Genomic DNA, 21,361 nt, shown 5'->3' on the forward strand with positions numbered 1-21,361 from the left:
GTTGTAGAGGTTCCAGAGTTCGGGGCGCTGGCGGCGGGGGTCCCACTGGGAGAACTCGTCGCGCAGGGAGAAGACGCGTTCCTTGGCGCGGGCCTTCTCCTCGTCGCGGCGTCCGCCGCCGAAGACGGCGTCGAAGCGTTCGGCCTGGATCCTCTCGGTGAGGGGGAGGGTCTGGAGGGGGTTGCGGGTGCCGTCGGGGCGTTCGCGCAGGACACCGCGGTCGATGTAGTCCTGGACGGAGGCGACGTGCAGGCGCAGTTGGTGGCGTTCGGCGGTGCGGTCGCGGTGGGCGAGGACCTCGGGGAAGTTGTGGCCGGTGTCGACGTGGAGCAGGGAGAAGGGGACCGGGGCGGGGGCGAACGCCTTCAGCGCGAGGTGCAGCATCAGGATGGAGTCCTTGCCGCCGGAGAACAGGATCACCGGCCGCTCGAACTCACCCGCCACCTCACGGAAGATGTGCACCGCCTCGGACTCCAGCGCGTCCAGGTGGGAGAGGCCGTGGTCGCTCACACCAGCCCCCGCTCCGCCAGGACCGCGTACACGGCGTCCGCCGACTCCGGCACGCTCCGGTGCCCCGACTCGATGCGCAGATCCGGCGAGACGGGCTCCTCGTAGGGGTCGTCGACCCCGGTGAGGCCGGTCAGTTCACCGGCGGCCTGCCTGGCGTACAGGCCCTTCACGTCCCGCTGTCTGCACACCTCCACCGGCGCCGCCACATGGACCTCCACGTAGTCCGCGCCGGACGCCGCGTGCCGCTCCCGCACGGCGTCCCGGCTGTCCGCGTAGGGCGCGATCACCGGCACCACCGCCTTCACCCCGTTGCGGGCGAGGACCTCCGCGACCAGGCCGACGCGCCGTACGTTCGCCTCCCGGTCCGCCCGGGAGAAGCCGAGGCCGGCCGAGAGGAACCGGCGGATCTCGTCCCCGTCCAGCACCTCGGCACGGTGTCCTTCCGCGCGCAGCCGCTCGGCCAGCGTTCTCGCGATCGTCGACTTCCCCGCGCTCGGCAGCCCGGTCAGCCAGATCGTGGCCCCGGCGTTCCGCGGTGTCCGACAGGTGCACCGTATGTCTGTCATACCCGTCTGCTCCTCGCTGCGGTGGGCCGGGGGCTCCGCTCAGGCACCCAGCCGGTGCCGGCTCAGCTCCCGGTAGAACGGGAGATGGTGCTCCAGGTAGGAGGCGAGCACCGGATGGCCGCGCACCTCCACCCGGTCGCCGCCGGACCTCGCCTCGAAGCCGCGGCTGCTGCTGACGTCCCGGTGCCACTTCTCGCTCGGCGCCCACTCGCTGCGGCTGCCCTCGCTCCAGCTCAGCGCCTCGGCGACATAGGGAAGGGACAGCGCCTCGCAGTACGCCCGCACGGTGCGCTCCGGTGCTGCCACGAGGTCGGCGGCCTCCACCACCACGGGGCGCTCCCCGGTGACCTCCCAGACCCGCCGGAAGAGCTCGTACTGCGCCTCGAAGCCGATCTGGTGCATCTTCACGGCGGGGTTGACGGCGTAGTACGACGCGATCGTCTCCTCGGGGTCGCGCACGATGAACGTGTGCCGCGCCTCCCGCAGGAAGTCCGTGTCGGCGAGCACCCCGGGGTAGCGCTCGTCGGTGGTGTCCTTGAAGAACAACGGCCGTTCGGCGGCCCGGCGGCGGACCGCCGCGAGCAGCTCCGACTCGGAGTCCACCAGCTCTCCCGCCACCTCGACGGAGCCGAACTCCGCGAGGTAGGAGAAGGGTTCGTGCAGGAGCTGGAAGTCCCCGCGCTCCGCCATCATCCGGAAGAACGCGGTGGAACGGCAGCGCGGCGCGCTCCACAACGCGAGAAGGTGCGGGAGGTGCGCCTGGCTCATCTGACTCTCCAACCGGGATGCGCGGGATGTGCCGATCGCCTCAAGAGCGGTTCACCTTAGACACAGCCGACCCCCGGAGAGCAATGCCGGACCGGCCCCGGACCGCCGTCAATCCGGGTAGTGAAACGCTTTTGTCAGCGTGCCGTTGAGACGGCGTCAACGCGCCTCGGCATGGCGTTGCCGGACTCAGCGCCACGTTCACCGGCGGCCCCGGACCGGTTCATCAGTGGGGTGGATGCGCCGTCCGGCCCCGCCCGCCTAGCGTTACGGCTCGCTTCCTGGCGCGGTCCCGCCCAGGAGTCCGCGGAACCGATGGGAAGAGACCAATGCCGAACTGTCCGGGCTGCGAGGGCTCCGTCGCCCTGGAGGAGAACCCCAGGGTGAACGAGATCGTCGAGTGCGGCGAGTGCGCCGCCGAACTGGAGATCCTCTCGGTCGACCCGCTCGAACTGGCCATCGCGCCGGAGGTCGAGGAGGACTGGGGCGAGTGAGGCCGGCCGGGCCACTGGCGTCCCTGCTCCTGCTCGCCTCCCGGGTCCGCGCCGACGAGAAGCGCCTGCTCGACGCGTTCGACCGGCGGGGCGTGCGCTACGAGCACGTGGACAGCCGGACGGCGTGGACCCCGCTCGTCCGGGCACCGCGGCGGCGCCTGGTGCTCAACCGGGAGATCGGCCACGCCCGCGCCCTGTACGCGGCCCGCGCCCTGGAGGCGGCCGGCCACCTCGTGGTCAACTCGGCGGCGGCGACCGACGTGTGCGGCGACAAGTGGCAGACCTCCGTGGCGATCGGCGCCGCCGGACTGCCCACTCCGCGCACCGCGCTCGGCCTGACCCCCGAGGCTGCGCTGGAGGCCCTGGAGACCCTCGGCTACCCGGCGGTGGTCAAACCGCTCGTCGGCTCCTGGGGCCGGCTGGTGACACCGCTGCCCGACCGGCGCACCGCCGAGACCGTCATGGAGTACGTCGCCGCACTGCCCTCCCCGCAGTCGCACATCGTGTACGTGCAGGAGATGGTCGCTAAGCCCGGACGCGACATCCGCGCGATCGTGGTCGGCGGCGAGGTCCTCGGCGCCGTCCACCGGCGTGGCGAGCAGTGGCGCACCAACGTGGCCCGCGGCGCCGCCACGGAGGCGTTCGAGCCGTCCGAGGACGTCGTCGACCTCGCCCTCGCGGCCGCCCGGGCGGTCGGCGCGGACATCGCCGGGGTCGACCTGATCGAGGACGCCGACGGGCGTCCCCTGGTACTGGAGGTCAACCACGGCGTGGAGTTCTCGGGCTTCCAGCGCGCCGTGGGCGAACGCGTCGACGTGGCGGACCGCATCGCCGAGTTTCTGATGACAAGGGCCCAAACATGCTTCGAGTAGCGGTCGTCGGTGCCTCCGGGTACATCGGCGGCGAACTTCTAAGGCTCCTGCTGGGGCACCCCCGGGTGACGGTCGCCGTCGCCACATCCGGCCGGTACGCCGGCAAACGGGTGGACGGCCCGCACCCCAACCTGCGCGGCACCACCGACCTGACCTTCCTCGACCCCGCCCGTCTCGCGGAGGCCCGGGACCAGTTCGACGTCCTGTTCCTGGCCACCCCGCACACCGAGACCATGGGACGGATGCCGGAGTACCTGGCACTGGCCGGCCAGGTGATCGACCTGTCCGGAGACTTCCGGCTGCGCGACCCCCGTGTGTACGAGCACCACTACCAGGTGCCGCACACCGCACCCGGGCTGATCCCCGGATTCGTCACCGGGCTTCCCGAGTGGCACCGCAAGGAGCTCCGGGAAGCGGACCGGATCTCGGTGCCGGGCTGCATGGCGACGGCCGCCGTACTGGCGCTGCGCCCGCTGTCCGAGGCCGGGCTGGTCCACGGGGAGGTCCAGGTGGACGCCCGCACCGGATCGAGCGGTTCGGGCGTGTCGGCCGGGTCCGCCAACCTGCACGCGGAACGCAGCGGCGCCCTGCGGATCTTCGCCCCCAACGAGCACCGGCACCAGGCCGAGGTCACCCAGTCCACCGGACTGCCGGTGCGGATGACCGCCACCGGGATCGAGGCCGTGCGCGGCATCCAGGTGCTCTGCCGGGTCGCGCTCACCGACGGCACCGACGAGCGCGCGGTGCGCCGGGCCTACCGCGAGGCGTACGCCGACGAGCCGTTCGTCCGCGTGGTGGCGCAGAAGCGCGGGCTGTACCGGCTGCCCGAACCCAAGATCCTCTCCGGTTCCAACTACTGCGACGTCGGCTTCGCGGTCGACGCGGAGTCGCGCACGGCACTGGTCGTGGGAGCCCTGGACAACCTCGTCAAGGGCGGTTCCGGCAACGCGGTGCAGTGCCTCAACGTCCGGCAGGGCTGGCCGGAGCGGCTCGGCCTGGAGTTCACCGGCCTGCACCCGAACTGAGGCCGGGGCGGGCACGACGACATCCGAGAGGGCACAGATGCAGGACATCACGGTGGTCAAGTGCGGCGGCAACGCCGCGGTCGACCCCCTGGCCGTCTGTTCCGATGTCGCCGGCATGGCGGGCGACGGCGAACGGGTGGTGCTGGTGCACGGAGGCTCCGCCGACATCGACGCCCTGGCCGGGCGGCTGGGCGTGCCGACGCGCAGACTGGTCTCACCGGACGGCGTGTCCGCGCGGCACACCGACCCCGCCACCCTGGAGGTGGTCCACCTGGCACTGGCCGGACTGGTCAAGCCGCGCCTGGTGCGGGCACTCGTCTCGGCCGGGGTCCCGGCCGTCGGGCTGACCGGCCTGGACGGCGGCCTGCTGCGGGCCCGGCGCAAGGGCGTCCACCGCGCCCTGGTGGACGGCCGCCGGGTGCTGGTCCGCGACGACCACAGCGGGCGGGTGGACTCGGTGAACACCGAGCTGCTCGGCACGCTGCTGTCGTCCGGCGCGGTCCCGGTCGTCTCGCCGCCCGCGCTCGCCGAGGACGGACGGCCCGTCAACGCCGACGCCGACCGGGTGGCCGCCGCGGTCGCCGGTGCCCTGGGCGCCCGCACCCTGGTGCTGCTCACGGGCGCCCCCGGGGTGCTCGCCGACCCGGCCGACGAGGACTCCGTGCTGCCGGTGTGCGCGATGCCCCGCTCGGGACCGCCGCCGTACACCGGTGGCGGCATGGGCCTGAAACTCGTCGCGGCCCGCGAGGCGCTGCTCGGCGGGGCCCGCCGGGTGCTCATCGCCGACGGACGGCGGCCCGGCCCGGTGCGCGCGGCACTGTCCGGCCGGGCCACCGAGGTCACCCTGCTGCCCGAGGAGGACGACGCATGACCCCGCTGACGGTGTGCACCGCGGTGCCGCCCCGGCCCACCGAGTCCTTCGCGGTGGGACTGCTGCGCCGCATGCTGGAGATCCCCTCGCCGTCGTACGAGGAGGGGCCGCTCGCCGACTTCCTCGTGCACAGCATGCGCGAACTGGGGCTGGACGCCCGGGTCGACGAGGCGGGCAACGCCGTCGGCCGGATCGACCGCGGCGGCCCCGGGGCCGCCGACGGGCCGACGGTGATGCTGCTGGGCCACCTCGACACGGTCCCCGGCGAGGTGCCGGTGCAGGCCCGCGACGGGCTGCTGTACGGGCGGGGAGCGGTCGATGCCAAGGGACCGCTGGCCGCCATGGTCTGCGCCGCCGCGGCGGCCGACCGCTTCCGCGGCCGGATCGTCGTCGTCGGCGCGGTGGAGGAGGAGACCCCTCTCTCCCGCGGCGCCGTCCACATCGGCCGCACCCACCCCCGGCCGGACGCGCTGGTCATCGGCGAGCCGAGCGGCTGGGACACGACCGTGCTCGGCTACAAGGGCAAGCTGGACCTCGTCTACGAGGTGGAGGTCCCCGCCACCCACGGGAGCAACCCCGAACCGAAGGCGTCCGAACTGGCCGCCGCCTGCTGGGCGGAGCTGCTGGACCTGCTCGGACCCGGCGCGGGGCACGGCTCCTTCGACACCCCCGGCCCGACCCTGGAGTCGGTCACCGGCGACCTGGTGACCGCGCGCGCCGAGATCAGCGTCCGCGTCCCGCCCGGCTTCGACCACGAGGACCTGGTCGCCCGGCTGACCGAGCGGGTGCCCCTCGGCCGCGTCGAGGTCGTCAACGCCGTCCGGGCCGTCCGGGTCCGCCGGACGGACCCGGTGGCGCGGGCCCTGGCCGCCGCCGTCCGCCGCCGGGGCGTCCGGCCCGGGGCCAAGGTGAAGACGGCGACGTCCGACATGAACACCCTGGCCGAAGGCTGGCACATCCCCATGGCGACCTACGGCCCCGGGGACAGCAGGCTCGACCACTCCGACCGGGAGCATGTCGTCCTGAGCGACTACCTCCGGGCCATCGGGGTGCTGACCGACGCGCTCCACGAACTGAGCGAGACGCTGCGGCCCGCGCCGCCCGGCGCGGCCCGATCCGAGCCCACCCCCGGGGACGACGATGACTGAACCGACCGACACCGCACCGGCCGCCGGTGCCTGGCACGGCGGCCCGCCCGCGGAACACACCCTCCGGGTGCGCGAACTCATCGTGGAGATGTGCGGGTCGGCGGGCGGCGGCCACCTCGGCGGCTCCATGTCCCTGGTGGAGATCCTGGTGACGCTCTACCGGTCCGCGCTGCGGATCGACCCGACGGCGCCGGACGACCCGGGCCGGGACATCCTGCTGCTCAGCAAGGGGCACGGGGCGATCTGCCTGTACGCCGTCCTCGCCGAGCGCGGCTTCTTCCCCGAGGAGGAACTGGCCGCCTACGGGCAGCCCGACAGCCCCTACTCCGCGCACCCCAACCCGGCGGTGCCCGGCGTGGAGATGCCGACCGGGTCCCTGGGGCACGGGCTGCCCCAGGGCGTCGGATTCGCGCTGGCCTCGCGCTTCGACCGCAGCGGGCGGCGCTGCTTCGTGGTCCTCGGGGACGGCGAACTCCAGGAGGGCTCGGTGTGGGAGGCCGCCATGGCGGCCGGCTCCCTGGGCCTCGGCGGACTCGTCGCCGTCGTCGACCGCAACACCCTCCAGATCACCGGCCCCACCGAGGACGCCGTGGGCCTGGAGCCGCTGGCCGACCGCTGGCGCAGCTTCGGCTGGACGGTCCACGAGACCGACGGCCACGACATCGACGCCCTGCGCGCCGTCCTCGACGCGATCCCCGCCGACGCCGACCGGCCGACCGTGGTGATCGCCCACACCGTCAAGGGGCGCGGCCTGCCCTACATCGAGGGCCAGACCCGCAGCCACTTCGCCCGGCTCACCGAGCGTCCGAGGAAACGGGCGCTGGCGACCCTGCGCGCCCAGTACAGGAAGGCGGCCCAGACATGACCGGCCCCGTCACCGCGACCACCGCCCCCCGACCGGACGCGGCGCCGATCCCCTCCGGCCGCGAGGTGTACCGCGACCTGCTGGTCGAGTTCCTCGGCGCCGACGAGCGGGTCGTCTGCCTCGACAGCGACACCGGCCTGTTCAACGGCGTCGACTTCGGCAAGGGCGCCGAGCGCTACGTCAACCTCGGCATCGCCGAGCAGAACCTGATGGGCGCCGCGGCCGGACTGGCCCGCTCGGGCCGGATTCCGTACGTCAACACGATGGCGACGTTCGCCACCACCCGGGCCCTGGAACAGCTCAAGCTGGACATCGCGCTCAACGGTCTGCCGGTGCGCGTCGCCGCCACCCACGGCGGGCTGTCGGCCGGGCACCTCGGGGCCACCCACCACGCGCTGGAGGACCTGGCCGTCACCCGGCTGCTGCCGAACCTGACCGTGGTGGTCCCGACCGACGCGGCCACCACCGCGGAACTGCTGCGCCAGGCGCAGGAACTGCCCGGCCCGGTGTACATCCGGCTCGGCCGCGACGCCACCCCGGACCTGCCTCCGGGCGCCCCGCCGGTGCGCCTGGGCAGGGCCCAGCGCCTGCGCGAGGGGGACGCCCTGACGCTGGTGGCCACCGGTCCGCTCCCGGTCCACCTGGCCCTGGAGGCGGCCTCCGCGCTGGAGAGCGCGGGAGTGGCCACCACGGTGCTGAACCTGCACACCGTCAAACCCCTGGACACCGGTGCCCTGGTGGCCGCGGCCCGCACCGGCCGGGCGGTGGTGACGGTGGAGGAGCACTGGGCGAGCGGCGGTCTCGGCTCGGCGGTGGCCGAGGTGGTCGCGGAGCTGGGCCTGCCGGTGCCGGTCCGCCGCGTCGGCGTCGGCGACGGCTTCGCCGCGGGCACCGGCGGCCACCGGCATCTGCTCCGGCGCAACGGCATCACGGCGGAGGCCGTCATCGCTGCGGCCACGGAGGCGCTCGGGCTGTAGCCCGCAGGACGGGCCTCCCGGCGCGGGCGCGACGCGGGCGGTCCGGCGGGTACGCGGTGGGCGGTTCGGCGGGGTACGGGCGGGCGGTCCCGGGAACCCGGAGTGCGGGAGCCGAGGCTGGGTCCCCGGAGCCTTTGCGGGTGTCCGGGTGCCGCCCCGGGTGCCGCGCGCCGTGGGCAACCGGGGCGGCAGGCGCGGCAGGCAGGTGCGCGATGCCGGTGCCGTGGGGCGGGATGCCCACCGGGTGCCCCCGTGTCCGGCTGCCCCGGTGTCCCGCTGCCCGAAAGCCGTTCGGTAGCAGGCGGCACCGTGCGAGGGGTGAAATCCGGCCAGGCCCGGGCGTCTCGGCCGATGCCAGCGGAGCAGCGTATTCCGGTGTCAGGAAGCGCCGTGGGGCGCATCGGCTCCGACAGGAACCGCCCCGGAACGGCCGGCTTCCGAAGCCCTTCGCTCCGGAACCCGACCGTTCGGGCGGTCCGACCCGTTCCGCACCCCGGTCCTCCGGCGGGACAACCCTCTCATCTAACGGGTCAATTGCCGTCAGTCCGCGGCGGAATCCCCGCGCCGGCACATGGAATCCGGCCACAGGATCCCGCGCTCCGAAACGAAGGGGCGGAAGGCGCGAAGGCATGGGCAGCGCCTGCCTGGGGGTGATTGTCCTTTTACTAGCCTTTGTTACCTCTTGTAACCACATCATGATGAGTGCTCCTGCGCGGTGTCCATGAAGGAAGAGGGACGCCGCAGAGACCATCAGGAGGCAAGAGTGACCATGTCACCACGGAGGATGCTGGCCGCCCTGACCACGGCGGTGGCGCTGATCGCGGGCCTGGCCCTGGCCGGCACCGCGTCGGCGGAGCCCGGACAGGCCCGGTCGGTCCGGCTCCAGCAGCGGGTGGACGCCTATCTGGCCGCCCACCCGGAGGCACGCCGGATCGCCCCCAACGAGATCGCGATCCCCGGGGGAAGCCTGACGTTCGCCGCCCCCGGCCGCGAGAGCGCCGCGTCCGCACTCGCGTGCAGCAACGGGCACCTGTGTATCCAGGACGGCACCGGCGCCACGTACGACTACTACCACTGCGGCTACTACTCCTTCGCCGGAGTGGGCGACGGCACGTTCAACAACAACCAGACCTCGGGCACCGTCGCCAAGTTCTACAACTCCGACGGCAGCCTGCGGTGGAGCAACACCGCCAAGGACACCGGCACCGCGTCATGGACCCCGGTGTACTACATCCGCCCGTGCTGACCGGGACGGGAGGCCACGTGTAACGGAGACACGACACGCGTAACGGAGACACGACCAGGGCCGGGCCCGGACTCCCCGACGGGGGGACCGGGTCCGGCCCCCGTCCGTCCACCCCACGCGCCCCGGGCGGCGGAGCCCGCCCCGGCTCGGCCCCGGCTCGGCCCGGGGAGCGGCCCGGGGAGCGGCCGGGGTCCCGCCGCCCGGTGCCCGGCGCTTTCTCTCTCCGCCGATCACGGCCCTGATCTACAGGTCGGGCCCACCCGGAATTGGGTGGCGTCCCCGATGGCCGGGGCGGGGGGTTTCGGACGAGGGTGTAGGCATTCCCCCTTTCCGGCCCAGTGAGCGTCGTCGCGGCTCCGCCGCCTCGTGACGCCTCGTCTGGTGCTCCCCGGTTTCGACGGCCGTACCGCTCGCGGCCCGCCTCCCCTCGCGGGAGGCGCGCGGGCGCGGCTCGCCGGCGGGCGTGAGACGCCGTCGGCCGGTCGTTCACGAGAGGAGCTGGGCCATGTCGACAACGCCGCAGAAACTGGGGTGGACCGAGGCGGTAGACGAACCGGGGCCGCGCCGCGCGGGGTCCCCCTGTGCCGTCGCCGCGTCCGGGGCGCGTCCGGCCGGTGTCCGGACGGCCGGCCCGAACAGGGCCCGCGCGGGGGAGGACACTGGGTGAACATCACCACATGGCTCGCCGTGGCGGTGTTCACCGTCGTCTTCGTCCTGATCGCGACCGAGTGGGTGCACCGGGTCGCCGCCGCACTGGGCGGCGCGGTCGCCATGCTGCTCATCGGCGCGACCGAACCCGATCACGCCTTCTTCTCCGCCGACTCCGGCATCGACTGGGACGTCATCTTCCTGCTGCTCGGCATGATGCTGATCGTCGCCGTGCTGAAGCGCACCGGTCTCTTCGAGTTCATCGCCATCTGGGCCGCCCGCAAGGCCCGCGGCAGACCGTACCGGCTGATGGTCCTGCTGATCCTGGCGACCGCGATCCCGTCACCGTGGCTGGACAACGTGACGACGGTCCTGCTGATCGTGCCGGTGACGATCTCGGTCTGCCGGCAGCTCGGTCTGCCCGTCATCCCCTATCTGATCGCCGAGGTGATGACCTGCAACATCGCCGGAGCCGCCACCCTGATCGGCGACCCGCCCAACATCATGATCGGTTCCCGGGCGGGGCTGTCCTTCAACGATTTCCTCTACCACATGACGCCGATCGTCATCGTGCTGACGATCGTGTTCATCGTGATGAGCCGCTTCCTGTTCCGCCACGCCTTCCGGCACGACCCCGAACGCGCGGCTGCCGTCATGGAGATGAATCCGCGTGAGGCCATCAAGGACGTCCGGCTGCTGATCCTCAGCGGTGTGGTGATGGCCCTGGTGATCGTCGGCTTCGTCCTCCACACCACCCTGGGCATGGAACCCTCCGTCGTCGCGATCTGCGGCGGTCTGGTGCTGCTGGCCGCGTCCCGGCTGAACCCCACCGAGGTCGCCAAGGACGTGGAGTGGGACACGCTGGCCTTCTTCGCCGGTCTCTTCGTCATGGTCGGCGCGCTGGTGCAGACCGGCGTGATCGGCGACCTGGGGCGGGCGGCGGCCGAGGCCGCCGACGGGCGGCTGCTCGGCACCGCCATGGCCCTGGTCTTCGGCTCCGTCATCCCCTCCGGCCTCATCGACAACATCCCGTTCGTCGCGTCGGTCAGTCCGATCGTCGCCGAGATCGTGGAGTCGGCCGGCGGCCTGGAGGAGGCGGGGATGCTGTGGTGGGCCTTCGCACTCGGCGCGGACCTCGGCGGGAACGCCACGATCATCGCCTCCTCGGCCAACGTCGTGGTCGTCGGGATCGCCGCGCGGGAGGGGCACCACATCTCCTTCTGGCAGTTCAGCCGCTACGGCCTGGTGGTCACCGCCACCACGGTCACCATCGCGGCGGCCTATGTGTGGCTGCGCTACTTCGTGCTGGTGTGACGTGACGCCGCCCACCACGAGGAGAACGACGGCCCGCGGACAGGACCGCCCCGGCCGTTCGGCCCGTCCTGCGCACCCCACCGGTTCCGTCCGCTCCACTCGCCTCACCCGTTCCGCCTGCCTGCGGCCCCGTGCCGGAAGGGAGGAGCCGTGCCCCGATCACCCGACGACCGGCTCGCCGAGATCGAGGCGCGACTGCGCCGCGAGGATCCCCGTCTCGCCCGCGCCCTGGCGCGCGGCCTGCCCCGCCGTTCCCGTGACCGGCGCCGCCGGTGGCTCCGGCTGCTGCCGGCCGTCGCGCTCGCCCTGCTTGGCCTCGGCATCGCGCTGCCGCACGGGCTGCTCATCGCCGCCGGCCTCGTCCTGGCCGGTGTGGCGGGGGAGCTGCTGGCGCCGGGACCGGACACGCCGCCCGGGGGTACCTCCCGGCGGCGCCGCTGAGCGGGGGTGCGGCAGACCCTGAGCGGCCCGCCGCGCGGGACGCGCCGATGAGGACTCCCCACCGGCGCGCTCACCGCCCCGCTCCGGACGGGCCCCGGCCCGGCCCGTGGGAGCATCGTGCCCCCACGGGCCGGGCCGTCGCGTACGGTCCGGCCCCGGCGGCCCTGGGGAGCGCCTCACCCCTCCGCCGGTCGGCGGGGCCCCTCGAAGCGGCCGGTGGCGCGGAACCGGGCGCGGCGGGCGGCGCGCCGGAAGGTGGTGAGCACCGCGGGTCCGGCGAGCGCGACGCAGACGAAGTTGGTGACCGCGCGGCCGGTGTCCCAGCCCAGGGACGTGGCGATGTCGAACGCGACGTAGCGCTGCCACTGCTCGGTGAAGGGCAGGCCGGGCAGGTAGGCGATGGAACTGCCCGGGGCCAGGGAGAACGGCCAGAAGGAGAGGTTGAGCAGGAAGCCGAAGAGGTAGCCGGACAGGGAGCCGTAGACGGCGAGCAGCATCACCTCCAGCCGTCCGTCCGCCCGGGGAAGGAAGCCCGCGAGCATGCCGACGAAGGCGCAGCCGAACATCTGGTACGGCATCCAGGGACCGACTCCGCCGGTGATCAGGGCTGAGGCGAACAGGGAGGTGCAGCCGAGGGTGAAGCCGAAGCCGGGGCCGTAGACCCGTCCGGCCAGGACCAGGACGAAGAACACCGTCTCGATCCCGGCGGTGCCCGCGCCCAGCGGGCGCAGGGCCGCGTTGACCGCGGACAGCACTCCGAGCATGGCGAGGGCCTTGGAGTCGATGCCGCCCTCGGCGATCTCGGAGAGGATCACGCACAGGACGAGGATCAGCAGGACGCCGAAGACGAGCGGGGGAGCGTAGTTCGATCCGAAGGTGCCCGGTGCGACGACGAACGGCCAGAAGAAGGCGACCAGGCCCAGGAAGGCGGCCAGGGTCATGACCACACCCGTGCGCGGCGTCAGCCGGATGGCGGTGACAGCTCGGTTCATGTCCGCCTCCCGGCCGCCAGTTCCGCCTCGACCTGCGCCACGGTCAGGTACGGCAGCGGGGCGAGGATCTTGGCCGTCTGCGGGGCGAAGACCGGGGACGCCACGATGATCTCCTCCGCGGGTCCGTCGGCGACGATGTCGCCCTCCGCCATCACGATGACGCGGTCGGCGGCGCGGGCGGCGAACTCGACGTCGTGCGTGGAGACGACCACGCTGCGGCCCTCGTCCGCCAGGGCGGTGACGATGCCGACGAGCTGGGCCTTCGCCCGGTAGTCCAGTCCCCGGGTCGGCTCGTCCAGGAGGATCACCCGGGGGGCGGCGGAGAGCTGGATGGCGAGGACGAGCGCGAGCTTCTGCCCTTCCGAGAGGTCCCGCGGGTGCGTGGTGCCGCGGATGCCCGGGGCGAGACGGTCCAGGAGGGCGCGGGCCCGTGCGACGGTTCCCGACTCCGCGTCCGCCTGCGCCAGTTCCTGCTCCACGCTCTCCAGGTAGAGCAGGTCGGACGGGGTCTGCGGCACCAGGCCGACCAGTCGGCGGGCCCGGACGGCGGAGACGGTGCGGGGGTCCGCGGTCCGTCCACCGTCCCCGCCGTCCACCTTCACCGTTCCGGCCCGGCGCGGTCCCGATCCCTGAAGGGCCCAGAGCAGCGAGGACTTGCCCGAGCCGTTGCGTCCCATCAGCGCCGACACCTCGCCCGCGGCCAGGTCCAGGTCGGCCTCCCGGACGGCGGCGACGTCACCGTGGACGACGCTCACGCCGCGCGCCGCCAGCAACCGCGGCCGCTCCTGCGTCCCGCGCTCCCGGACCGGCACGGGCGGGCGTCCCGTCAGCGTCGCGCGCAGGGGCGCCGCCGCGCGGCGTGCGTCGCGCACGGACAGCGGCAGCGGCGACCAGCCGGCGACGCGCCCCAGTTCCACGATGGGCGGGGCGATCGTGGACGTGCGCAGGACGTCGGCGGGCGGACCGATGCGGGCACGGCCGTCGCCGGAGAGGTGGATCACACGGTCCGCGTACTGGACGACGCGTTCGAGGCGGTGCTCGGCCATGAGAACGGTGACGCCGAGGTCGTGGACGAGGCGGGTGACGGCGGACAGCACCTCCTCGGCCGCGGTCGGGTCGAGGGCGGAGGTGGGTTCGTCCAGGACCAGGACTCGGGGGTGGGCGGTGAGGACGGAGCCGATGGCGACCCGCTGCTGCTGGCCGCCGGAGAGCGCGTGGAGGGGGCGGTGCCGCAGATCGGCGAGACCGAGCAGATCCAGGGTCTCCTCGACCCTCTTGCGCATGGTTGCCGGAGGAATCGCCAACTGCTCCATGGAATAGGCGAGTTCCTCTTCGACGGTGTCGGTGACGAAGCCGTCGGCGGGGTCCTGGCCGACCACGCCGACGACATCGGCGAGTTCCCGCGGCGGGTGGTGGGCGGTGTCCCGGCCGTCGACCGTCACACGGCCGTACAGGGTTCCGCCGGTGAAGTGCGGCACCAGTCCGTTCACCGCGCCGAGAAGCGTGGACTTGCCGACGCCGGTGTGCCCGACGACGAGGCAGAGTTCGCCCTCCTCCACGGTGAGGCTCACATCGCGCAGCGCGGGCCCGGGCGCGTCTTCGTACTCGATGGTGACCCGGTCGAAGATGATCACGCGGGGGCGGCCTTCCGGTCGGGGGGTCGGTGCGCCGCGGGCGGCGGGGAGAGGAACCCGGCGGTACCGGCGAGCAGGATCGCGGCGGTCGGCACCAGTGGCAGGCCGGGCCAGGTGAGCGGGTAGAACACCGGGTTCAGCTGTGCGGGGTCGTAGCCGAGGCCGGTGAACAGGAGCGCGGCGGCGAGGACTCCGCTGCCGGCCACGGCCCATTCCGGCAGGCGCCACGGATCGGGGCGGTAGGCGGTGCGGGTGACGCGCCGGCCGCCCAGCCGCAGGCCCGCGAGACACAGCACGGCGCCGGCCCCCATGGCCGGCAGCCCGAGGAGGGCGGGCGCGGTGGCGTCGAGCAGCCCGTACGCTCCCGCGCACAGACCGCACATGCCGAGCAGCATCAGCGCGCCCGTGATCCGGCGCGAGCGGGGCGTCGCGGAGCCGGCCCGGCCGTAGCCCCGGGAGTCCATGGCGGACGCCAGGCGCAGCGAGCGTTCGAGGGCGTCCTCCAGGACGGGAACCACGATCCCGCGCAGCGCCTTCAGCCCCCGGGACCGGCCCGCCCTGAGCCTACGGGCGCGGGCGACGCGCTGCACGCTCTGCACCAACTGCGGCGCCACACTGATGGCGACCGTGACGGCGACCCCGAGTTCGTACAGTGCGCCGGGGAGGACACGCAGCGCGCGCTTGGGGTTGGCCAGGGTGTTGGCGGCGCCGATGCAGCACAGCATGCAGGCGAGCCGCAGCCCGTCGGTCGCGGCCGACAGCACCGCTTCCAGGGAGACCGGACCGCCGATCCGGATGCCCGCGTACCAGTCGGGCGTGGGGACGCGGGGGAGGGAGAAGAGGAAGTGGTCCCGGGGGGTGATGCCGGTGGCGAACACGGCACGGAAGACGACGCGGACCGCGACGACGGTGAGCGCGAGGTACAGGTAGTACGCGAAGCCGCGCGCCCAGGGGGCCTCGGTGCGGCGGACCGTGACGACATGGCCCAGGACGGCGAGGACGAGGAGCAGCAGCAGCGGGTTGTTGGTGCGGCTGACGGCGGTGGCGAGGGCGAGGGCCCAGACCCACCAGGCCATCGGATGCAGCGTGCGCGGCAGGCGACGGACCCCCTTGCGCGGCGGCGGGCCGGACACCGCGGTGGGTGGCCGCGACGCGGCCCGGGCCGTCGCGCTCACCGGGTGCCGCGGCGCCTGCGGGCCGCGTGGACGGCCGCGCCGCCGATCAGGGCGACGAGCGAGGCTCCGGCGACCACCGGCACGATCGACCCGGAGTCATGCGGGGCGTCGGTGGCCGGAGCCGCGTCGACGACCTCGGTGTCCCGTCCGGGCGCCGCGACCTCGGAGGGAGTCTCCGGGTCGGTGGGAGAGGGAGAGGGGGAGGGCGTGGGGGCCGCGCTCCGGCTCGGCGCGGGGCGGGCTGGTCCGGATTCCGCCGGCTCCGGCCGGGTCTCCGAAGCCCTCGGCTCCGTGGAGGCCGGCACGTGCTCCGTGCGGGCGGGGGGCGCCGGCTCGGGGGGCGTGGGCGGGCGCCGCTCCGGTGCCGGGCCCGTACCGGCCCCCGGTGGAGGTGCGGGTGCCCGGTCGGTGGAGGGCGGCCGACCGGTGTCGCCGATCGGCTGGGTGTTGTGGGCGCGCAACTGGTCCGGGGTCACCGTGGGTCTGCCCCGGGTCCCCCCGATGTCGGTGCCCCCGAAGACCCACAGGTCGACGCTGCCGGGCCGGGGCCGGTAGAGCATGGCGCCGAGTTGGCTGTACTCCCAGTCGCTCTGTCCGGGACCGGCGTGCCAGTACGACCAGTAGGCGGAGGCGGGAGGGGTGAGCACGCAGTCGTCCTCGGCCGGGGTCGGGAACTGCCTGCCGTCCCGGTAACCGCTGTAGCCGATGCGGCAGACGAACGCCGGTCCGTCGTGTCCGGTGCCGGTGGTGCGCCAGCCGCCCTGGTTGAGCAGTTCGTAGCCGGTCGTGGGCGTCGTTCCGCAGGACCGGAAGAGGGGACCGCCCCAGTCGCTGAAGTCGACGGCGAGGACGACGCCTGAGGTGGTGGTGCAGCGGCCCATGGGCTGCGGCGCGGCTCCCGCCGGGGCCTGGCCGCCGCCGACCGCGGCGGCGGCCAGGCCGAGGGCCGCCGCCGCCCGTGCCGTCGTCCGTACGGAGCGCGAGCGGATCACCGATCACTCCCCGCCGGGGCCCTGCGGCGCGCCAGCACCGTGCAGCGCCATCCGGCCAGCACCATCAGGGCGGCGAGGACGGCCAGGAGCCTGGCCCGCGCCCCCGTGGAGGCGAGGGCGCCCTCGCCTCCGGACGCGCCGTACCCGCCTCCGGGACCGCCCGGGGTGACGATGTCCGGTGCCCCGGCGCCTCCCGTGCCGCCCGGCGTGACGGTCTCCGGGATGACGATCTCCGGTCCGCCGTCACCGGGCCCCGGCGTGGGCTGCGGTGACGTACCGCTCAGATCGCGTTCCAGAGTGCCGAAGGAGATGCCGGTGGCTCCGCTCACCGCCTGGGCGGAGGCACGCAGGTCGGAACCGCGCTGCCCGTCCCTGGCCACGTTGAAGCCGCCGTCGGGGTTCTGCTGGGAGGCGAGGAAGGCGCGCGCCCGGGCGATCTCGCCGGTGTAGGCGGACGCGTCCAGGGAGAGGCCCTGCACCGCGAGGGCGGCCGAGTTGACCGAGTTCCCGGCCGCGCCGGGGAAGCCGCCGTCGGGGAGCTGCTGGGACGCGATCCAGGCCAGTGCCCTGTCCACGGCCCGGTCCGCCCCGCTGCCGTCGGCCAGGCTGAGGGCCATGGCGGCGATCGCGGTGGAGTCCACGTCGGAGTCGTCGGTGGCCGGGACCAGGCTGGGCCAGGCGCCGTCGTCCCGCTGGAGAGCCGTGAGATAGGCGAGCGGTTCGCGGGCCGCTCCGGTCTCGCCCGCGCGGAGCTGGGCCATGACGGCGAGGGACTGTCCGAAGACGGAGGGCGTGTAGGTGTAGGCGCCCTTGGCGGCGCAACTGCGGTCGGGTGCGGTGCTCGGCCCGGCGCACACCGACCTGCCGAGCGCCGCGACGAGATCCTGACCGCCGAAGTGCCGCGGGTCGCGGCCGACGGTCTCGGCGAGCAGGGCGGTCTTCCCCAGGGAACCGCCCAGCACGTGGGGCGTGCCGATGCCGGTCCAGTCGTGGAGGGTGCGCCCCTCGCCGTCGGTGCCCCGGTTGTCGAGGAAGTCGACGATGCCGCGCAGCCTGCCGTCGGACAGTCCGGTCGCGGCCAGCGCGTAGGCGCCGTCGATGGTCAGGCCGAAGTCGGCACGGACGGAGCCGGGGCCGGAGGTGTAGTACCGGCCCTGCTTCAGGAGGGCGGCGCCGGTGAGGTAGGCGACCCCCTTCGCGAGGTCGGGACCGTCACCCTCCGGCGGGGTGACCGGGTCCGTGGCCGGGGGCGGCGACGTCGGGGGCTGCGTGGCCGGGGGCGGTGACGTCGGCGGCTGCGTGGCGGGGGGAGGTGACGTCGGGGGGTCGGTCGGACCGGTCCGTTCGGTGGTCAGGGTGACCAGGCTGGCGCCGGTTCCCGCCAGGACGGCGGCAGGCGTCGGGTAGAGCGCCGGATCGGTCGCGCCCTCCTCGAAGCCGAAGCCGCCGCCGGCGAGCTGCTCGCGGGAGAGCCAGGCGACGGCCGCGTCGGCGCGGTCCCCGTCGCCGAGGACGCGCAGGGCCTGTGCCGCGTACGCCGTGGAGTGGACGGCGCCGGTGGTGGCGCCGGTGTACCCGGGGAAGGAGCCGTCCTGGCGCTGGGCCCCGGCCAGATAGGCACGGGCCTTGGCCACGGCGTCGTCGTGTCCGCCCGCCCTGTGCAGGACGAGGGCGACGAGGGCGGTGGTGGCGGGATCGCCGTCGCAGTACTCGCCGGGGCGGATGAGGATGCCGGTGACCCCGCCGTCCCGGCACTGGACCTGGGTGAGCCGCCGCACCGCCTCGGCCGCCGGGGTGACCCCGGCGCGCAGCAGGGCCAGGACCGACAGCGCCTGCCCGTCGGTGTATCCGGCGTTGCGGAAGTCGCCCCTGGCGGTGCAGCCGGGTGTCGGTTCGCCGGATTCGGGGCCCGCGGCGCACACATGCGCCGACAGGTCGCGGATCAGGTCGTGGCCGCCGACGTCGCGGGGGTCCGCCTCCGTGCTGGAGGCGAGGAGGGCCAGGCGGGCGGCGGCGGTGGCGTCCGGTGCCCCGCCCGTGCCCTCCGGATAGGCGTACTCGCCCGCGTGGGAGGTGAGGAAGGCGGTGACCCTGCGCAGGGCGGGGCCGCTTCCGGCCGCGGCGAGTCCGTAGGCCACCTCCGTGGTGAGGAGGTGGTCGGGGGTGTCACCGCCCTCGGGGACGACGCGGTCACCCTCGGTCAGCCGGCTCTCCAGCCAGTCCGCCGCGGCGGCCACGTCGATCGCTCCCGGCGCTCCCGTCGGAGTTCCGGGGCCGGGGGTGCCACCGGTACCCGGCCGGACGTCGTCGGGGCTGAAGTCCGGCCTGCCCGTGCCGCCGTACACCCAGGCGTCCACGTCGCCGTCCTTGAGCCTGCGGTCCATGGCTCCGTACCGGCTGTACGACCAGTCGTCCTGGCCGGGCGAGGCGGTCCAGTAGGACCAGTAGGCGTTCGCGGGCGGAGTGAGGACGCAGTCCTCCTGAGCCGGAGTCGGGTACCGGGCACCGCCGTTGAAGGAGCCGTGGCCGATGCGGCAGATGAACGCCGGACCGTCGTGCTCGGTCCCGGCGGTGCCGAATCCGCCCTCGTGGAGGAGGTCGTAGCCGGTGGTCGGCGCCGGATCGCAGCCCCGCACGACATCACCGCCGAACGGCCCGAAGTCGACGGCGACGACCGCGCCCCGGGCCGCCGTGCACGTTTCCGCCCGACCCGGCCCCGCGACGGCGGACGTCGTGGTGAGGAAGGCCACGGAGGCGGTCACCAGCACCAGGAGGGCGACGGCCAGCGCGGTCACCGGCCCGGGTGCCGTGCCCGCCCGTGCGTCGTGTCGTCGCTGGCTCCCCACCGCGGCCCCCTCGTTGCCTTCCGGCGCGGACGGTGAACGTGGGTGAGGACTCCCGGGCAGGGGAGTCCCCGCGTACGGAAGCCGGTCGCACCACGCCGTAGTCCGCGACGGCGTCTGTTGCTGATGAACGCTCCAGGTGTTCCGGCTCGCCCGGCGTCTGCCGGGCCCACGGTTGCGGGTCAGCGCCGGATTCTCACCGGCTTCCCCTGGAACTCAAGGCGTATCAGCGGGATTTGAGCATGCATCACCGAACGCGTCAAGACACCCGCGGGCCGGTGCGGCGGTTCTCGTGAGCCGCTGTGGCGGCCCGGACGCCCGTCGGGTACCGTCCCGGTCTGCCGAATGGGGGAACCCGGTGGGAATCCGGGGCTGACGCGCAGCGGTGTGGAACGGCAGGGGGCCGTTCCGAGCCCGAATGCCCAGGCGGCACAGCACTGGAAGCCGATCCACGCGTCCCGGACGGCGGCCACACCCGCTGCTTCCGCCCGCGCACAGCGCTGCCCGGCGACAGCGCGGGGACCGGTCGGCGTCCCCGTCCCAGGAGCAGGCCCTTGTCCCGTACCTCTTCTCCCGTCCTCCGCCGCTCGGCCCTGGCCGCGGTGGCCGCTGTCGGCGCCCTCGCGCTGACGGCGCCGCCGGCCGCCGCGACCACGACACCCGCCCAGATCGCCACCTCGAAGACCAACGGCGTCGCCTACCTCAAGTCCCTTCAGGCGGCGGACGGTTCGTACGCCGGTCCGGGACTCTCCAACGAGTGGGCGTTCAGCGCGCTCGCCGCCGCCGGAACCGCCGCCGTGGACGTGGCGCCCGGCGGTGACCCGAGCAAGAACGCGAGAACGGTCTACCGCGACCTCCTGTCCACCGGCGGATGGCCGTCCGCCTCCCCGGTCGTCACCGACTACGAGCGCGCCGCCCTCAACGCCTACGCCGCCGGTGTCGACCCGGCCCGGGTCTCCGCCTCCCGCAACCTGATCGCCGACATCCACCGCTACTGGCAGACCGCCGAACCCGGCTACTTCGGCCCGCCCGGGAACTTCAACGGCACCGTCTTCGCCGCCCTGGCCCTCAACGGCGCAAGGACCCCCTCCGGTCAGCTCCGTGTCCCGCAAACGCTCCGCAACGCGATGGCCACCCGGATCCGGGCCAACCAGCACAACGACGGCGGCTGGAACCACGGCAAGGCGGAAGGCAGCGCCACCGAACTCGCCAAGACCTCGGACATCGACATGACCGGTGCGGCCATGGCCGCGCTCTGTGTGTCGGGGGTGCCGAACACCGACGCCGACATCGTCCGGGCCAGGGCCTTCCTCAAGAGCAAGCTGGTGGCCGGCAGCGGTGCCTTCAACGCCATGTTCGGTGTCAACACCAACTCCAACGGCTGGGCGGTCTCCGGACTGAACGCCTGCGGCATCAACGCGCAGACCGGTGACTTCCTCACCGCCATGGGCAAGACCCCGCTGGACTTCCTGATCGCCCAGCAGTTCAACCCGGGCGGCGGTTTCAGGTACCTGCCCAGTGACACGGGCCCGTCCGCCTACGCCTCCAGCGACGGGATGCGGGCCGTGGCCGGCGCGGGATTCACCGCCGCACCGCCCGTACCGGTCACCCCGGGGGCGCCGCAGTGGGTCGGTGAGGGCTCCTTCACCTCCGGTACGGCGGCGACGCTCGCACTGACCGTGGACGACGGCGCGGGGGGGCTCGGGGTGTGCTCCGTCACCCTCACGCCGACCGGACCGACGACCACCCTGGGCGCGGTCCTCGACGCGGCCCGGACGGCGGCCACCCCGGCGGGCTGTGTGACCTCCGTGGCGCCGTCGTCCGGCACGGGGGCCGTCACCTCCCTCAACGGCAAGGCCAACAGCGGCTCCGGTACGTGGAAGGCCAGCCTCGACGGCTCGTCCTTCGCCGCCGCGGCCCGGGGTACCGCCGTGGGCGTGGGCGACACGATCGCCCTGCGCTGGGGGGCCTGACACCGGCGGG

General features: G+C 74.0%; 19 protein-coding genes and 2 riboswitches. Of the genes, 11 read left to right on the plus strand and 8 right to left on the minus strand.

Features of this window, described 5'->3' with window-relative positions; all coding sequences use genetic code 11:
• From cysD to GTY84_RS01230, 3 genes are all read right to left on the minus strand, one after another.
• On the minus strand, positions 1 to 510 hold a 510-nt coding region (gene cysD, locus GTY84_RS01220), incomplete at its 3' end, for a sulfate adenylyltransferase subunit CysD (RefSeq protein ID WP_161224128.1).
• Complete coding sequence (cysC, locus tag GTY84_RS01225; protein ID WP_161224129.1) at positions 507 to 1,076, minus strand: adenylyl-sulfate kinase; 570 nt, start codon at positions 1,074 to 1,076, stop codon at positions 507 to 509. The genes cysC and cysD, both read right to left, overlap by 4 nt.
• A 39-nt stretch (positions 1,077 to 1,115) precedes the next feature.
• Positions 1,116 to 1,844, minus strand: a complete 729-nt coding sequence (locus GTY84_RS01230; protein ID WP_161224130.1) for a sulfotransferase family protein — start codon at positions 1,842 to 1,844, stop codon at positions 1,116 to 1,118.
• 326 nt (positions 1,845 to 2,170) lie between these two features.
• On the opposite strand from GTY84_RS01230, the gene lysW reads away from it, so the two are divergent.
• The 10 genes from lysW to GTY84_RS01280 all read left to right on the plus strand — a co-directional run bounded on the left by lysW (position 2,171) and on the right by GTY84_RS01280 (position 11,742).
• Complete coding sequence (gene lysW / locus GTY84_RS01235) at positions 2,171 to 2,335, plus strand: lysine biosynthesis protein LysW (RefSeq protein ID WP_161224131.1); 165 nt, start codon at positions 2,171 to 2,173, stop codon at positions 2,333 to 2,335.
• A complete protein-coding gene (locus tag GTY84_RS01240; RefSeq protein WP_345943298.1) occupies positions 2,332 to 3,207 on the plus strand; it encodes a RimK family alpha-L-glutamate ligase in 876 nt (291 codons plus the stop codon). Before lysW ends, GTY84_RS01240 begins: the two co-directional genes overlap by 4 nt.
• Positions 3,195 to 4,232: an N-acetyl-gamma-glutamyl-phosphate reductase gene (gene argC, locus GTY84_RS01245; protein ID WP_161224132.1), complete on the plus strand. Its 1,038-nt coding sequence runs from the start codon at positions 3,195 to 3,197 to the stop codon at positions 4,230 to 4,232. The genes GTY84_RS01240 and argC overlap by 13 nt, the downstream gene beginning before the upstream one ends.
• A gap of 37 nt (positions 4,233 to 4,269) precedes the next feature.
• Positions 4,270 to 5,103: a [LysW]-aminoadipate kinase gene (locus tag GTY84_RS01250; RefSeq protein ID WP_161224133.1), complete on the plus strand. Its 834-nt coding sequence runs from the start codon at positions 4,270 to 4,272 to the stop codon at positions 5,101 to 5,103.
• On the plus strand, positions 5,100 to 6,251 hold the full coding sequence (locus tag GTY84_RS01255) for a M20/M25/M40 family metallo-hydrolase (RefSeq protein WP_161224134.1): 1,152 nt from the start codon (positions 5,100 to 5,102) through the stop codon (positions 6,249 to 6,251). Before GTY84_RS01250 ends, GTY84_RS01255 begins: the two co-directional genes overlap by 4 nt.
• On the plus strand, positions 6,244 to 7,116 hold the full coding sequence (locus GTY84_RS01260; protein ID WP_161224135.1) for a transketolase: 873 nt from the start codon (positions 6,244 to 6,246) through the stop codon (positions 7,114 to 7,116). Before GTY84_RS01255 ends, GTY84_RS01260 begins: the two co-directional genes overlap by 8 nt.
• Positions 7,113 to 8,093 (plus strand): transketolase C-terminal domain-containing protein, encoded by a 981-nt coding sequence (locus GTY84_RS01265; protein WP_161224136.1) that lies wholly within the window; start codon positions 7,113 to 7,115, stop codon positions 8,091 to 8,093. The genes GTY84_RS01260 and GTY84_RS01265 overlap by 4 nt, the downstream gene beginning before the upstream one ends.
• 769 nt (positions 8,094 to 8,862) lie before the next feature.
• Positions 8,863 to 9,339 carry a hypothetical protein gene (locus GTY84_RS01270; protein WP_161224442.1) on the plus strand — a complete coding sequence of 159 codons (477 nt, stop codon included), beginning with the start codon at positions 8,863 to 8,865 and terminating at the stop codon, positions 9,337 to 9,339.
• A gap of 663 nt (positions 9,340 to 10,002) precedes the next feature.
• Positions 10,003 to 11,301, plus strand: a complete 1,299-nt coding sequence (locus GTY84_RS01275) for an ArsB/NhaD family transporter (protein WP_161224137.1) — start codon at positions 10,003 to 10,005, stop codon at positions 11,299 to 11,301.
• 150 nt (positions 11,302 to 11,451) lie between these two features.
• Entirely contained in the window at positions 11,452 to 11,742 is a 291-nt protein-coding gene (locus tag GTY84_RS01280; RefSeq protein ID WP_161224138.1) for a DUF3040 domain-containing protein, read from the plus strand.
• Positions 11,743 to 11,918: 176 nt separating this feature from the next.
• Here the strand turns inward: GTY84_RS01280 and GTY84_RS01285 are convergent, their stop codons facing one another.
• The 5 genes from GTY84_RS01285 to GTY84_RS01305 are packed head-to-tail and all read right to left on the minus strand — an operon-like array spanning position 11,919 to position 19,285.
• Complete coding sequence (locus GTY84_RS01285; RefSeq protein WP_161224139.1) at positions 11,919 to 12,734, minus strand: ECF transporter S component; 816 nt, start codon at positions 12,732 to 12,734, stop codon at positions 11,919 to 11,921.
• Positions 12,731 to 14,368: an ATP-binding cassette domain-containing protein gene (locus GTY84_RS01290; RefSeq protein ID WP_161224140.1), complete on the minus strand. Its 1,638-nt coding sequence runs from the start codon at positions 14,366 to 14,368 to the stop codon at positions 12,731 to 12,733. Before GTY84_RS01290 ends, GTY84_RS01285 begins: the two co-directional genes overlap by 4 nt.
• Entirely contained in the window at positions 14,365 to 15,501 is a 1,137-nt protein-coding gene (locus tag GTY84_RS01295; protein ID WP_345943299.1) for a CbiQ family ECF transporter T component, read from the minus strand. The genes GTY84_RS01290 and GTY84_RS01295 overlap by 4 nt, the downstream gene beginning before the upstream one ends.
• Before the next feature lie 38 nt (positions 15,502 to 15,539).
• Positions 15,540 to 16,535 carry a hypothetical protein gene (locus GTY84_RS01300; RefSeq protein ID WP_345943300.1) on the minus strand — a complete coding sequence of 332 codons (996 nt, stop codon included), beginning with the start codon at positions 16,533 to 16,535 and terminating at the stop codon, positions 15,540 to 15,542.
• Complete coding sequence (locus GTY84_RS01305) at positions 16,532 to 19,285, minus strand: prenyltransferase/squalene oxidase repeat-containing protein (RefSeq protein WP_345943320.1); 2,754 nt, start codon at positions 19,283 to 19,285, stop codon at positions 16,532 to 16,534. Before GTY84_RS01305 ends, GTY84_RS01300 begins: the two co-directional genes overlap by 4 nt.
• A 212-nt stretch (positions 19,286 to 19,497) precedes the next feature.
• Positions 19,498 to 19,633, minus strand: a riboswitch (cobalamin riboswitch).
• Between the two features lie 93 nt (positions 19,634 to 19,726).
• Positions 19,727 to 19,802, plus strand: a riboswitch (cobalamin riboswitch).
• A gap of 130 nt (positions 19,803 to 19,932) precedes the next feature.
• Between GTY84_RS01305 and GTY84_RS01310 the strand changes: the two genes are divergently transcribed.
• Complete coding sequence (locus GTY84_RS01310; protein ID WP_161224142.1) at positions 19,933 to 21,351, plus strand: hypothetical protein; 1,419 nt, start codon at positions 19,933 to 19,935, stop codon at positions 21,349 to 21,351.
• The last annotated feature ends 10 nt before the right edge of the window (positions 21,352 to 21,361 follow it).

Source organism: Streptomyces sp. SID8352 (genome assembly GCF_009862265.1).
Classification (GTDB): Bacteria; Actinomycetota; Actinomycetes; order Streptomycetales; family Streptomycetaceae; genus Streptomyces.